Origin of the sequence: Mucilaginibacter oryzae (genome assembly GCF_003148845.1) — a bacterium.
GTDB lineage: Bacteria > Bacteroidota > Bacteroidia > Sphingobacteriales > Sphingobacteriaceae > Mucilaginibacter > Mucilaginibacter oryzae.
The window spans coordinates 273,834-288,589 of sequence record NZ_QGHA01000004.1 but is presented as its reverse complement, the minus strand read 5'-3'; the positions used below and the strand labels follow the sequence as shown (position 1 = coordinate 288,589).

15 protein-coding genes are annotated in these 14,756 nt (G+C 44.0%); 9 read left to right on the top strand and 6 right to left on the bottom strand.

What is annotated here, in order from left to right; all coding sequences use genetic code 11:
• The first annotated feature begins 194 nt into the window (after positions 1-194).
• Positions 195-674: a nucleoside deaminase gene (locus LX99_RS13075; protein ID WP_109608280.1), complete on the top strand. Its 480-nt coding sequence runs from the start codon at positions 195-197 to the stop codon at positions 672-674.
• Between the two features lie 73 nt (positions 675-747).
• Here LX99_RS13075 and LX99_RS13070 read toward each other — a convergent pair whose 3' ends face one another.
• Positions 748-1,155, bottom strand: coding sequence for an RNA-binding S4 domain-containing protein (locus LX99_RS13070; protein ID WP_109608279.1), 408 nt, complete (start codon positions 1,153-1,155; stop codon positions 748-750).
• A 2-nt stretch (positions 1,156-1,157) separates the two neighbouring features.
• A complete protein-coding gene (locus tag LX99_RS13065) occupies positions 1,158-2,111 on the bottom strand; it encodes an ADP-ribosylglycohydrolase family protein (RefSeq protein WP_109608278.1) in 954 nt (317 codons plus the stop codon).
• 205 nt (positions 2,112-2,316) lie between these two features.
• Between LX99_RS13065 and LX99_RS13060 the strand changes: the two genes are divergently transcribed.
• From LX99_RS13060 to cysN, 8 genes are all read left to right on the top strand, one after another.
• Entirely contained in the window at positions 2,317-3,132 is an 816-nt protein-coding gene (locus LX99_RS13060) for a 2,3,4,5-tetrahydropyridine-2,6-dicarboxylate N-succinyltransferase (protein WP_022832351.1), read from the top strand.
• 124 nt (positions 3,133-3,256) lie between these two features.
• Positions 3,257-4,384, top strand: coding sequence for a glycosyltransferase family 4 protein (locus LX99_RS13055; RefSeq protein WP_109608277.1), 1,128 nt, complete (start codon positions 3,257-3,259; stop codon positions 4,382-4,384).
• Positions 4,377-4,946: an L-threonylcarbamoyladenylate synthase gene (locus LX99_RS13050; RefSeq protein WP_109608276.1), complete on the top strand. Its 570-nt coding sequence runs from the start codon at positions 4,377-4,379 to the stop codon at positions 4,944-4,946. Before LX99_RS13055 ends, LX99_RS13050 begins: the two co-directional genes overlap by 8 nt.
• A gap of 347 nt (positions 4,947-5,293) precedes the next feature.
• Positions 5,294-6,706 (top strand): CCA tRNA nucleotidyltransferase, encoded by a 1,413-nt coding sequence (locus LX99_RS13045; protein ID WP_109608275.1) that lies wholly within the window; start codon positions 5,294-5,296, stop codon positions 6,704-6,706.
• A gap of 39 nt (positions 6,707-6,745) precedes the next feature.
• Entirely contained in the window at positions 6,746-7,411 is a 666-nt protein-coding gene (locus LX99_RS13040; RefSeq protein WP_022832354.1) for an IS1096 element passenger TnpR family protein, read from the top strand.
• A gap of 38 nt (positions 7,412-7,449) precedes the next feature.
• Positions 7,450-8,421 (top strand): tRNA (adenosine(37)-N6)-dimethylallyltransferase MiaA, encoded by a 972-nt coding sequence (gene miaA / locus LX99_RS13035; protein WP_109608274.1) that lies wholly within the window; start codon positions 7,450-7,452, stop codon positions 8,419-8,421.
• 155 nt (positions 8,422-8,576) lie between these two features.
• On the top strand, positions 8,577-9,482 hold the full coding sequence (gene cysD, locus LX99_RS13030; RefSeq protein ID WP_109608273.1) for a sulfate adenylyltransferase subunit CysD: 906 nt from the start codon (positions 8,577-8,579) through the stop codon (positions 9,480-9,482).
• 52 nt (positions 9,483-9,534) lie between these two features.
• Positions 9,535-10,776: a sulfate adenylyltransferase subunit CysN gene (gene cysN, locus LX99_RS13025; RefSeq protein ID WP_109608272.1), complete on the top strand. Its 1,242-nt coding sequence runs from the start codon at positions 9,535-9,537 to the stop codon at positions 10,774-10,776.
• A 95-nt stretch (positions 10,777-10,871) separates the two neighbouring features.
• Here cysN and fcl read toward each other — a convergent pair whose 3' ends face one another.
• The 4 genes from fcl to rfbD form a co-directional block, all read right to left on the bottom strand.
• A complete protein-coding gene (gene fcl, locus LX99_RS13020) occupies positions 10,872-11,816 on the bottom strand; it encodes a GDP-L-fucose synthase (RefSeq protein ID WP_109608271.1) in 945 nt (314 codons plus the stop codon).
• A 7-nt stretch (positions 11,817-11,823) separates the two neighbouring features.
• Complete coding sequence (gene gmd, locus LX99_RS13015) at positions 11,824-12,939, bottom strand: GDP-mannose 4,6-dehydratase (RefSeq protein WP_109608270.1); 1,116 nt, start codon at positions 12,937-12,939, stop codon at positions 11,824-11,826.
• 62 nt (positions 12,940-13,001) lie between these two features.
• Positions 13,002-13,865: a glucose-1-phosphate thymidylyltransferase RfbA gene (gene rfbA, locus LX99_RS13010; RefSeq protein ID WP_109608269.1), complete on the bottom strand. Its 864-nt coding sequence runs from the start codon at positions 13,863-13,865 to the stop codon at positions 13,002-13,004.
• 18 nt (positions 13,866-13,883) lie between these two features.
• Positions 13,884-14,747 (bottom strand): dTDP-4-dehydrorhamnose reductase, encoded by an 864-nt coding sequence (gene rfbD, locus LX99_RS13005; protein ID WP_109608268.1) that lies wholly within the window; start codon positions 14,745-14,747, stop codon positions 13,884-13,886.
• Positions 14,748-14,756: the final 9 nt, after the last annotated feature.

Sequence of the window (14,756 nt, the reverse complement as noted above, 5' to 3'; positions counted from 1 at the left end):
GATGCGGCGATTTGAACATTGCCTGTAATCGTCAAATTATCAATTGTCACATTTTTAAATTAAAACCTCAACTCCGGTTGGGGTTTTCTATTTTTAGAGAGCACAGCATAATTTGAAAATGAGTTATTGGTGCAAAGTTTTAAAGCTGAAAAAACTTAGTCTATCTTCAAATTAACCTACTATCAAAAAAACATATGGAAAACGCGGCACACGAAAAATTTATGCGCATAGCTATTGAGCTTTCGGAAGATAATGTCAGGCGGGGAATGGGCGGTCCGTTTGGTGCCGTTATTGTGAAAGATGGTATGATTGTGGCCCGGAGCGCCAACCGGGTAGTACCCACTAACGACCCTACGGCCCATGCCGAGGTATCGGTAATCCGCCTGGCTTGCCAGGAATTAGGCACCTACAACCTGGCCGGCTGCGAAATTTATACCAGCTGCGAACCCTGCCCCATGTGCCTCGGCGCCATTTACTGGGCACGCATCGATAAAATTTATTACGCCAATACCAAGGCCGACGCTGCAGCCATAGGTTTTGACGACCATTTTATTTATGATGAACTGGAGCGCGATATGGAAAGCCGCAAACTGCCTTTCTCCCAATTACTGCGCGATGAGGCTATACAGGCTTTTAAACTTTGGGAAAGTACGGAGCATAAGGAGCATTATTGAGCCCCCCAGCCCCCTAAAGGGGGAGCTCAAACCCGAGTTGATTCTAAGTCTCCCCCTTTAGGGGGCTGGGGGGTTACTCCTCTTCCTCCGTTTCAAAAAAATTATCCTTCAAATCATCAATTTCGCGTCTGTCGGCTTTTGTTGGCCTGCCCGTTCCCCTGTCGCGTTTAAGTATGGGTGCATGAAACATGGATTTGAAGGCCTGGGTTTGTTCAACCGGGGTGATATCTTCGTAAAAACCAACGGCAGTTTTGGCATCAACCCGGTTTTCGAGCAGGCCCACAACCCTCACCACTTTGCGTTCAATCCCTTTGGCTACCTGGTACACATCGCCTAATTTAACCTCGTACGATGGTTTGATGTTTTTACCATCCAGCTTTACCCGCCCGGCCTTACAGGCATCGGCAGCCAACGTACGGGTTTTAAACAGGCGAATGGCCCACAGGTATTTATCTATTCTGAGTTTTTCTTTTTCGGGCATTTTTAATTGTTCCTTTCATACTTATTGGCCAACCTGTCGGCTAAAGCTTCAATATCCTTATTGCGGGCCAGCATCAGCTTCCAATGCTCTGGGATAGTCTCGTGGCTATAACACAAAGCAGCCAATCCGCCGGTTACCGCGCCGGTTGTATCAGTATCAAGCCCCAAATTTACGGCTTTTAATACAGCTTCTGCATAATTTGAGGTGTTGAGTAAACACCATATGCTGGCTTCAAGGGTATGCAGCACGTAGCCGCTGCTTTGTATTTCGGCTTCGGGCAATTCATAAATATTCTCCTTCAGCAAACGGTTAAATAACAAAATTTCGTCGGGGCTGATAGTTGTCGAATTTAAAAATGAACTTACTTCATTCTTTAACTCATGGTACGTAATAAAACGATCATTACCCGTTAGTAATTTACCTGCAAATTCGAGGTAATAAAAGCAGGCAATAACCGAACGTACATGAGCATGAGTTATTGAAGAAACAGCTTTAGTAATAGCAAAACGTTCGTTTATGGGCTTATCTTTGATATAAAACAGCAGCGGCAAAATCCGCATCAATGATCCGTTTCCGTTTGACGACACTTCAAAACCACCTGCCAAATCGGGGCGCACTTTTCGCAAAACCCGTTCGATGGCATTTCGGGTAGCAAATCCAACATCAAACACTTCACCATGTGCAGTCCACTGTTCGTCATATAACCAACCAACAAAGCTATCGGCAATTTTTTGCAGATCATAATTATCGGCTAAAACATCGGCAAGGCAAAAAGTCAGCGAGCTATCGTCAGACCATGTACCGGGCGGCTGATCATGCGTACCAAAGCCAGCCATATCATTAACCGGCATTTGAGCTATACTTTCGCGCGATTTAAATTCAACCGGAACACCAAGCGCATCGCCCACGGCTACGCCTAATAATACATCCTTATAAAAATTACGTTGCTTATCCATCACACTATATTTACAAAAAGCAGCCGGGAGGTAAAATTAGATAACTGCTTTTACATTTTAAACCGGCAAATTCCTTTTTGTAATCTCACAGCGCAGGCATATAACGGATTCCATATTAACGAAACCAGGCTTACATCGCATTCTCTTTAAAATCAACCATAATTCCCTAAAAATCCTTTAATTTGCCAAAAGTTTAATTTTACCAATGCAAGATCTCAAAAAACTGATTGAAGAGGCCTGGGAAGACAGGAACCTGCTTAATTTTAATGAATACACTAACGCTATTGAAACCGTTATTGAGCGGTTAGATAAAGGCGAAATCCGTGTAGCCGAACCACTTGGTTCGCGCTGGCATGTTAATGAGTGGGTTAAGAAAGCGGTTGTTTTGTATTTCCCTACCAGGCAGATGGAAGAAATTAAAACCGGTCCGTTTGTGTTTCATGATAAAATGAAGCTTAAAACTGATTATAAACAAACCGGTGTACGCGTAGTACCCCACGGCATTGCCCGTTATGGCGCATACCTGGCCAAAGGCGTTATCATGATGCCATCGTACGTAAACATTGGCGCTTATGTTGATGAAGGCACCATGGTTGATACCTGGGCTACCGTAGGTTCATGCGCACAAATTGGCAAACACGTTCACTTAAGCGGCGGTGTTGGCATCGGCGGCGTTTTGGAGCCATTACAGGCTGCACCGGTAATTATTGAAGATAACTGCTTTTTAGGCTCGCGCGCTATTGTGGTTGAAGGCGTACATGTTGAACACGAAGCCGTGTTAGGCGCTAACGTGGTTTTAACTGCATCAACCAAAATTATCGACGTAACCCACAGCACCCCGGTTGAATATAAAGGCCGTGTTCCTGCCCGTTCGGTAGTGATCCCCGGCTCATACACCAAAAAATTCGCGGCAGGTGAATACCAGGTGCCTTGCGCCCTGATTATCGGCACCCGCAAAGAATCGACAGATAAAAAAACATCCCTAAACGACGCCCTGCGTGAAAACAACGTAGCGGTATAATATAGTCTGAAGTCGTAAGTTTAAAGTCATAAGTGATGGCATGGATAATTTTCCGAGCCTTCGCTTATGGCTTTAAATTTTAAAAGCGACTTAGAACTTTAAACTTCCGACTCAAGACTTAAACATGAAGATAGGATACGATGCCAAACGCGCTTTTTACAATAACACCGGCCTGGGCAATTACAGTCGCTGGTTAATTAAAGGCTTCGCATCCGTCAATCCGGCCAATACGCTCTATCTTTACACGCCGAAAGCCAAAGCCAATCCGCGGCTCAGTTTCATTGGCAATTTTCCAAACATCCGTACTGTAACGCCCAAAAGCAAATGGTTTACCTCGTGGTGGCGGAGCAGAGGTATTGTTAAAGATTTGCTGCGAGATGACATTGATCTGTATCATGGACTGAGCCACGAATTGCCATCGGGCATCGAAAAAACAGGTATCAGATCGGTAGTTACCATACACGATCTGATTTTTATGCGGTACCCCAAACAGTTTGGTCCGGTTAATTACCGCATTTACCTGGCTAAGGTTAAACATGCCTGTAAATTTGCGGATAAGATCATCGCCATCAGCCAAAAAACAAAAGATGACCTGATTGAGTTGCTTGGCATCGGTTCCGGAAAAATCGAAGTGGTTTACCAGGGATGTGATCCTGTTTTCGCTCTTGAGCAAACCGTCGCGCAAAAGTCTGCAGTAAAAGATAAATACAACCTGCCCGAAACATTTATATTAAGTGTAGGCACTATCGAGGAGCGCAAAAACCTGCTGCTAACGGTTAAGGCTTTGCAAAATGTAAATAACGGCACACCACTGGTTGTTGTAGGTAAAGAAACTAAATATGCAGAAGAGGTTAAGAATTACCTTACTGCAAACAACTTAAGCAACAGGGTAATATTTTTAAAAGATGTTACCTTTACCGAGTTACCTGCCGTTTATCAGCTGGCAACCATATTTGTTTATCCGTCGAGGTATGAAGGGTTCGGCATACCGGTATTGGAAGCCCTGAATTCAGGCTTACCGGTAATTGCCGCCACAGGTTCATGCCTTGAGGAGGCAGGCGGACCGGACAGCCTGTACGTTAACCCGGATGATGATACAAACCTTGCTGCAAAAATAAACCAGGTACTTGAAGATAGCCGGTTAAGGCAAACCATGATAACCAAAGGCCGCGCTTATGCAGCCAATTTTACTGATGATAAACTGAGCCTGCAGCTAACGCGGCTTTACCAAAATATATTGAACCATGCTTAAAGACGAAGTAGCCAAAGCGCTGAAAGTTGTTCAGGAAGGCGGCATTATCCTTTACCCTACCGATACCATTTGGGGTATTGGCTGCGATGCCACCAACACCGAAGCCATCCAGAAGATCTACCGCCTGAAACAGCGCGACGAAGCCAAAAGCATGATCATTTTGCTGGATACCGAAAATAAACTGGAAAGCTATATCGCGGAAGTTAATCCGTTAGCCTACGACCTGATTGAATACGCCGAGAACCCTTTAACGCTGGTAATGCCCGGCGCTAAAAATATTTCGTCCGCTGTTATCGCTGCCGATGGAAGCGTAGGCATCAGGATAGTAAAAAATATGCCTTTTTGCCAGCAATTGATTCAGCGTTTGCGTAAACCATTGGTTTCTACATCCGCCAATATCAGCGGTAAAGCATCACCGCAATATTTTTCGCAGGTTGACCAGGAGATTATTGACGGGGTTGATTACGTGGTTGACCTGGAGCAGCATAGCAAGGAGATCAAAACGCCATCCACTATCATGAGATTGGCTCCGGATGGGAAGTTTGAGTTTTTGAGGCGATAGGAGATTAGAGACTGGAGATTAGAGGTTAGGCAAAAGTATTTCAATATAACATTCTTGCGCTCGTTTGCAACGAGCGCTTAATATGGGTTTGCAACGAGCGCTTAATATGGGTTTGCAACGAGCGCTTAATATGGGTTTGCGTTTAAAACGCAAACCGCGCGATGCAATCGCGAAACCACGTTAAGCGCTCGTTGCAAACGAGCGCAAGGACAATAAAACATTATCGTCTCCGCTATCCGAAGTTTTAAACTTCAAACACACTATATCTGTAGTTTGCAACTACAGGATGCACAATCCCTAATTAATCTTACCTTTGTACCCTTATTAGCGTTTTCAAGCATCAAACCATGCAGCAACACCTCAGGCATCCCGTATTTTCTGTTATTTCCCGGTTGGCGGGCCAGCAAAATGTACAGGCTTATGCTATAGGTGGTTTTGTGCGCGATATTTTTTTAAACCGCCCATCAAAGGATATCGATATCGTGGTAATTGGCAACGGCATCGACTTTGCCGAAGCGGTAGCCAAAACGCTGAAAGTTAAATTGGCGGTGTATAAAAACTTCGGCACGGCATCGCTCAAATACCAGGACCTGGAAATTGAGTTTGTAGGCGCCCGCAAAGAATCGTACCGCCGCGATTCGCGCAAACCCATTGTTGAAAACGGCACGCTGGAAGACGACCAGAAACGGCGCGATTTCACCATCAACGCGCTGGCCATTTCCCTGCACCCCGATACCTACGGCGAATTGCTCGATCCTTTCAATGGCATCCAGGACCTTCATGATAAACTGATCCGCACCCCACTCAATCCTAACGAGACATTTTCGGATGATCCGCTGCGTATGATGCGGGCCATCAGGTTTGCTACCCAGCTCAATTTTAAAATTGATGATATCGCGGTTGAGGCTATTAAAAACACTGCCGACAGGATCAGCATTATCTCGCAGGAGCGCATTACCGACGAGTTGAACAAGATCATCCTGTCGCCGGTACCATCAATCGGGTTTAATTACCTGTTTGACACTAAACTGCTGCACAAAATTTTTCCGCAGATGGTTGCCCTTTATGGGGTTGATTATATTGATGGCAAAGGCCATAAAGATAACTTTTACCATACCCTGCAGGTGTTGGATAACATTTGCGAAACCACGCCCGACCTTTGGCTACGCTGGGCCGCCATATTGCATGATATTGCCAAGCCTGCAACCAAGCGTTTTGAGCCGGGCCACGGCTGGACATTTCATGGCCACGAGGATAAAGGCGCGCGCATGGTGCCCAAAATATTCACCCAGTTAAAACTGCCGCTCAACGAAAAAATGAAACAGGTGCAAAAGCTGGTGCAGCTGCACCTGAGGCCTATTGTGCTGGCTCAGTCTATCGTTACCGATTCGGCGGTTAGACGTTTGCTTTTTGAGGCAGGCGATGATATTGAGGGATTGATGCTGTTGTGTAAAGCGGACATCACCACCAAAAACGAGTATAAGATCAAAAAGTATCGTAACAATTTTGAGCTTGTTCAACAAAAATTAAAAGATGTTGAAGAGCGCGACAGCATCCGTAACTGGCAGCCGCCGGTTACCGGTAACGATATCATGCAGTTATTTGGCTTAAAGGAAGGCCGCGAAGTTGGCATTATCAAAAACCAGATCCGCGAAGCTATCCTGGAAGGCGAAATACCTAACACCCGCGAAGCCGCTTTAAGCTTTACCATAGCCAAAGGTTTGGAAATTGGCTTAAAAGTTGTGGCTGACACAAATTAAATTAAAACATTATTTTTGTCCAAAATTCCACTATAAACAATGGCACTATACAGGTTCAGGGTTACTTTTGAAGACTATGATGACGTTACGAGAGAGATTGACGTTAAATCGAACCAAACTTTCGAAGATCTTCACCGCGCAATTCATCAGTCAACCGGTTATAATCCGGAATATTCTTCATCATTCTATATCAGTAATGATCAATGGACCAAAGGTGAGGAAATAACTTTTATGCCAAACCAAAGACGCATTGACCGTGGCGTGGCCTTAATGGGCAAAGTGAAATTATCAAGTTATATTGATGATCCGCACCAGAAATTTTATTACACCTTTAATTTTGATCGCCCTTTTGATTTTCATGTTGAACTACTGAAGATCATTTTAGATGAAAAACCAGGTACTACCTATCCTTTGGTTGTAAAATCAGTTGGCGAGGCGCCTAAACAATTCGGCAATGTATTTAACCCAACCGTGTTACCGCCAACAACAGAAGATTTTGACTTTTTGAACGAAATGGCCTTCAACCCTGAGGATGCCGAAGATTTTTCGGAAGTTACTGATACCGAAGAACTGCCGGAAGAAAAAGGAGTTTCCGGCCACGACGAGGAAGAAGAGGAAGACGAGTTCAGCAACGAGTTTAGCGACGATGAAAACTTTGATGACGACGACAGATCGCACCGTGGTGGCAGTAGTGATGACTATTAGTACCCCACCCACCCCTCCCCGGAAGGGAGGGCCTTTAAATGAATAGTTTAACTAAAACACCAAATCAATTATTAAAAGTTTCCCCTTCCATAGAAGATTTAGAGGGGGCTTCCCTTATTGTAGTTGCCGGCCCAACCGCTGTTGGTAAAACTGCGGTTGCCATTAAGTTGGCGCAGCATTTCAATACGGTTGTTGTATCTGCCGATTCAAGGCAGTTTTTCAGGGAGATGAGTATCGGCACAGCCAAGCCTGATACTGATGAGCTTGCCGCCGCCAAACACTATTTTATTGATTCGCATTCGATAACGGAAAATTTCTCAGTAGGTGATTTTGAGCGACAGGGCTTACCACTTTTGAATGAGCTTTTTAAAACGCATGATAAAGTAATCATGGCTGGTGGATCAGGACTATACATCAAAGCCATCTGCGAAGGCTTTGACGATTTGCCTACAGCCGATCCTGAAATACGCGACAAGTTAAATCTCGAATTACAGCAGAAAGGCATAAGTTACCTACAGCAACGCCTTAAAGAAGTTGACCCGGATTATTACGCCGAAGTTGATTTGAACAACCCGCAACGCATTATCAGGGCATTGGATGTTTTTGAAACCTCAGGCAAACCTTTTTCATCTTTCCGTAATGCCAATTTCAATAAACGACCTTTTAATATTGTGAAGCTTGCACTTGATATGCCGCGCGAAAAGCTCTACGGGCGCATCAACCTCCGGGTAGATTTAATGGTACAACAAGGACTGATTGAAGAAGTGCGATCGCTCCTGCCTTACCGGCATCTGAATGCTTTAAATACCGTAGGTTATTCGGAAGTGTTTGATTATTTTGACGGGAAGGCCACGCTTGATGAAGCCATCGCCCTCATCAAACAAAACACCAGGCGCTTTGCTAAAAGGCAGCTTACCTGGTTTAGGCGAGACCAGGACTTTACCTGGTTTGATGCCGGCGCCCCGGATGTTATTAACCAAATGATCAAAACAATCCAGACGCGGGCCTAACTGTTTTTGCCCGATGGCTTTGTACCTATTTGTTCTGCCGGCTTTGCTAAATTCCAATTACATAGCACTATAATTGTGCATAATTATGTATAATTGCAGTTCAATAGCTAAAATCTACTATTTAGGTGGAATTAGCAGGGTATTCATAGCTAACAATGCATAAATATTATCTTACTCATCTGCAGGAACTGGAGTCGGAAGCCATTTACGTGATCAGGGAAGTGGTTGCACAGTTTGATCGTCCTGCCATATTATTTTCCGGTGGTAAAGACTCGATAGTGGTTACTCACCTGGCCAAAAAAGCTTTCTGGCCTGCCAAAATACCAATGCCGCTTATCCATATCGATACCGGCCATAATTTTCCCGAAACTATGGATTTCAGGGACAAACTGGTTGAAAACCTGGGCGTACAATTAATTGTTGGTTCGGTGCAGGAATCGATAAACAAAGGCCGTGCGGTTGAAGAAAGCGGCATCAACGCCAGCCGTAACGAGTTGCAGATAGTTACCCTGCTTGATACCATCGAAAGCCATAAAATTGACGCGGCTATCGGCGGTGCCCGGCGCGACGAAGAAAAGGCGCGTGCTAAAGAACGTTTCTTCAGTCACCGCGACGAGTTTGGCCAGTGGGATCCCAAAAACCAACGCCCCGAGTTATGGAATATTTTTAACGGCCGCAAGCGTATGGGCGAACACTTCCGTGTATTCCCGATCAGTAACTGGACCGAAATGGATATCTGGAACTATATCCTCCAGGAAAATATTGCTATCCCTTCATTGTACTTCGCGCATCAGCGCAATGCTGTTTATCGCGATAATACCTGGTTACCGGCATCCGAGTTTTTACAGTTGCGCGAAGGCGAAACCATTGAAAACAAACTGATGCGTTTCCGTACCCTCGGAGATATCACAATTACCGGCGGTATCGAATCTGAAGCGGATACATTGGAAAAAATTGTTGCAGAGGTATCAGCAACCCGTAGTACCGAGCGCGGCAACCGCAGCGATGACAAACGCTCGGATACATCGATGGAAGACCGGAAAAAACAAGGTTATTTTTAAAATTTGATCAGTAAACCTTCGGTTAATTAACCGGAGTACAATATACCACCACATGGAATTATTACGTTTTACTACGGCAGGCAGTGTCGACGACGGGAAGAGTACCCTGATCGGGCGTTTGCTGTACGATTCAAAATCCATTTTTGAAGACCAAATAGAGGCCGTAAAGAAATCGAGCGAACGCAAAGGCCTGCAACACGTTGATCTTTCGTTGTTAACAGATGGCCTGCGCTCTGAGCGCGAACAGGGTATTACTATTGATGTAGCCTATCGTTACTTCGCTACGCCGAAACGAAAATTTATTATAGCCGATACGCCCGGTCACATCCAGTATACGCGTAACATGGTTACAGGCGCGTCGACCGCTAATGTTGCCTTGGTATTGATAGATGCCCGCAAAGGCGTAGTTGAACAAACCTGCCGCCACTCGTTCATCGCATCGCTATTGCGAATTCCGCACATTGTAGTTTGCGTAAACAAAATGGATTTGGTTGATTACAGCGAAAAAGCTTTTAATAAGGTTGTTGAGCAATACACCGATTTTGCGGGCAAGCTTGATGTAAAGGATATTCGCTTTATACCGATCAGTGCACTCGCGGGCGATAACGTGGTTAATGAATCCGCATCGATGCCCTGGTATACCGGTACCAGCCTTTTACATACCCTCGAAACCATCCACATCGCAGGCGATGAAAACCATGCCGATGCGCGGTTTCCGGTACAAACCGTGATACGCCCGCATGCTGAGGAATACCATGATTACCGTGGCTACGCCGGCCGCATAGCAGGCGGTATATTTAAACCCGGCGATAAAGTTACTGTACTGCCATCAGGTTTAACTTCGGTCATCAAATCCATAGATACCTATTCGGGGCCGGTTGAAGAAGCTTTTGCACCGATGTCGGTATCAATTACCCTGGAAGATGACATCGATGTAAGCCGCGGCGATATGATCGTAAAAAACGAAAGCGAACCGGAGGTAAGCCAGGATCTGGATGCTATGATTTGCTGGATGGCAACCCGCGCACCCCGCCCCGGCGCCAAATATTATTTGAAAACCACCACCCGCGAGGTGATGGCGATTATTAAAGAAGTTTATTATAAACTGGATATCAACACACTCGAAAAAAACGAGGAAAATGCCGATATCAAAATGAACGACATGGTAAAAATACGTTTGCGTACCACGCAACCTGTTGTTTTTGATGGATACCGGAAAAACCGAATCACAGGGTCAATGATATTGGTTGACGAATCGACCAATGAAACTGTAGCGGCAGGAACGTTCCTGTAACGCTCATGAGCACGGTGAACTAAAACTAAAAATCCTCAACTTCCCTGGAGGATATTGAGGATTTTTAGTTTTAAACAGATATTGTAATTGATTGCTTAACGTTGTGCTACCATTTCCCCTTTACTCAAAAAATCATTATAAGCAAGCGTAATACCTTGTTCAAGTGTGGTGTGGTATTTCCAGCCTGCTTCGTTTAGTTTAGTAACATCCATTAGCTTACGCGGTGTACCGTCAGGCTTAGAGGTATCAAAATTAATTTCGCCCTCGTAACCAATTATCTTTTTAATAAGCAATGCCAGATCCTTTATGGAGATATCTTGGCCTGTACCTACGTTTACCTGTCCAGGCTCGTTATAATTCTGCATCAGGTAATAACAAGCTTCCGCAAGGTCATCGGCAAATAAAAATTCGCGTTTGGGCGATCCCGTGCCCCAGATAGTAACAGATGGTACTTGATTCTCTTTAGCCTCGTGAAAGCGGCGGATCAACGCCGGCAAAACGTGCGAATTTTGAGGATGGTAGTTATCGTTGTAACCATACAAATTAGTTGGCATTGCCGAAATATAATTACAGCCGTATTGAGCACGATAAGCATCACACATTTTTATACCGGCTATTTTTGCAATAGCGTATGGTTCGTTTGTATCTTCGAGCGGGCCGGTTAACAGGTAGTCTTCCCTTAGCGGTTGTGGCGCCATTTTAGGATAGATGCAGCTTGAGCCAAGAAACATCAGCTTTTTTACGCCGTTTAAATACGAGTTATGAATGATATTATTCTGGATCTGCAGGTTATCATACAAAAATTCGGCCCGATAAGTATTATTAGCTATAATGCCGCCTACTTTAGCCGCTGCAAGAAAAACGTAATCGGGCTTTTCTGATGAAAAAAAATCAGCTACCTGCTGCTGGTTACGCAAATCAAGCGTTGCCGATGTACGTGTAATAAAGTTGGTGAAACCTTCATTTTCCAGCTTGCGCAAAATTGCCGAACCGACCATACCCCTATGACCGGCTATGTATATTTTTGCATCCTTTTCCATTAAAGTCTTATTCAAACTGTTGTTTAATGCTATAGCCCGAATCTTCAAGCAGCTTTTCACGCCTAAATAAGTCAACATCCGCGGCTACCATTTCCTTAACCAAACCCTGCAAATCATACTTTGGCTCCCAGCCTAATTTTGTTTTTGATTTCGTGGGATCACCGATCAGGAGATCTACCTCCGTAGGGCGAAAATATTTCTCATCAACAGCAACTATCTCCTTACCAATAGCCACCTGAAAATCGGAATTACTGCAGCTAACTACATATCCCTTTTCATCAGCACCTTCGCCTTTAAATTCAACCTCAATACCAAGTTCTTTAAAGGCAAGGCGTACAAACTCGCGTACACGGGTTGTTACTCCGGTAGCTATTACATAATCTTCTGCAACTTCCTGCTGCAATATCAAGTACATTGCTTCAACATAGTCTTTAGCGTGCCCCCAATCGCGCTGTGCGTCAAGATTACCCAGATATAATTTATCCTGCAGGCCCATGGCAATCTTAGCAACTGCACGCGTAATTTTACGGGTAACAAAGGTTTCGCCGCGCAGCGGACTTTCATGGTTAAACAAAATCCCGTTGCAGGCATAAATACCATACGCTTCGCGATAGTTCACAGTAATCCAGTAAGCATATAATTTGGCCACGGCATAGGGCGACCGAGGATAAAATGGCGTGGTTTCTGACTGTGGTACAGCTTGTACCAAACCATAAAGTTCGGAAGTTGAAGCCTGGTAAATCTTGGTTTTCTTTTCGAGACCCAGAATACGGATTGCTTCAAGTAAGCGTAACGTACCTATGCCATCGGCATTGGCAGTATACTCCGGGGTATCAAAACTTACTTTAACATGCGACATTGCCCCGAGATTATAAATTTCATCGGGCTGCACCTGCTGAATAATACGAATGAGATTAGTACTGTCGCTAAGATCTCCGTAATGCAATATCAGGTTTTTATTAGCATCATGCGGATCCTGGTATAAATGATCAATCCTATCGGTATTAAACAACGAACTCCGTCTTTTAATACCATGAACTATGTAATCTTTGCAAAGTAATAACTCGGTCAGATATGCGCCATCCTGGCCTGTAATACCTGTAATTAGCGCGATTTTTACCATTTAACCAAATTTATTATGACTTTAGTTTAGTATAACGTTAATGCAGTATGATATAGACAACTTTACTGCCGGACAATGCTTTGAATATACTTACCATATCCGCTTTTGATATATTTTACCGCTATGGCCTGAAGCTCATCATAACTGATATATCCCATGCGGTAGGCAACCTCTTCAATGCAACCTATTTTTGTAGCCTGGCGCTTTTCAATCACCCTAACAAATTCAGTAGCATCACTCAATGAATCAAATGTACCAGTATCAAGCCATGCCGTACCCCTATCCATTACACCTACAAAAAGCTGCTGTTTTTCGAGGTATACCTTGTTAACATCGGTAATTTCAAATTCGCCTCTTGGCGAAGCTGGAATATTTTTTGCTATTTCAACAACCTGGTTATCATAGAAATATAAACCCGGAACAGCATAGTTCGATTTTGGTTTTAAAGGCTTCTCTTCGATAGAAAGCGCCTTAAAATTTTTATCAAACTCAACAACGCCATAGCGTTCAGGATCGGCAACGGGGTAGGCAAAGATAGCTGCTCCGTTTACATCATTAAAGCTTTGAATAAGCGTGCTGAAACCAGATCCGTAAAAAATATTATCACCCAGCACTAAGGCTACTTTATCATTGCCAATAAAGTCGGCACCGATAACAAATGCCTGTGCAAGCCCATTCGGAACCTCCTGCACAGCAAACTCAAAGCGGCAACCGAGTTCGCTGCCATCGCCCAATAAACGTTTAAATCCGGGCTGATCGTCAGGTGTTGTGATAATTAGTATCTCATTGATCCCGGCCAGCATCAATACCGACAGGGGATAATAAATCATTGGCTTATCATAAATAGGCATTAGTTGTTTACTGATGGCCTTTGTTATAGGATAAAGACGGGTACCTGAGCCGCCTGCCAGGATAATTCCTTTCATATTTTAGATCTGATTATGTTATTGTGCCGATTTTAGCTCGTTGATACAAACAATAAGACTATCCCGCCAGTAGGGAATCTGTAAACCAAAAGTGTGCTTGATCTTAGCCTTATCCATCACTGAATAAGCTGGTCTTGTTGCCTTTGTAGGATACTCGCTGGTGCGGATAGGATACACTTTTACTTTGGTGCATGATATGTCAAAAATACCTTTTGCAAAATCATACCACGAGGTTAGTCCCTCATTACTATAATGATAAATGCCATAGCTTTCTGATCCTGAAGTTATGATATCCAATACAGCACCGGCAAGGTCAATAGCGTAAGTAGGCGTTCCAACCTGATCGGCAATGATCTTCAACTCATCTCTTTCGGAACCAAGCTTTAACATTGTTTTGACAAAATTATTGGCAAATTCAGAATACAGCCAACTGGTGCGGATAATAAAATGCGCGGGCAAAATATCCCCTACCTCCTGTTCGCCTTCAAGTTTGGTAAGCCCATAAACACTTATTGGGCTTGCAATATCATCCTCCACAAGCGGATTAGGACTGTTACCTTCAAAAACAAAATCTGTCGAAATTTGTACCAATACTGCTCCGCATGCTTTACATTGAGTAGCGAGGTTAGCAGCACCTGTTTTGTTAATTCTACGGGCAAGTTCAACCTCATCTTCAGCTTTATCAACCGCTGTGTATGCAGCGCAATTGATAACATAGGCCGGTTTATATTGTTCAAATACCTGACTAAGCAAATCGGTATTCAAAATATTGCCTTCTGATTGGGGAAGAAAAAAAATTTCGGTTATACCTTTAATTGTTGCAATTTTTCTTAAGCATTGACCAAGTTGCCCGGAAGCCCCGAATACTAAAATGTTTTTCATGTTAAGATT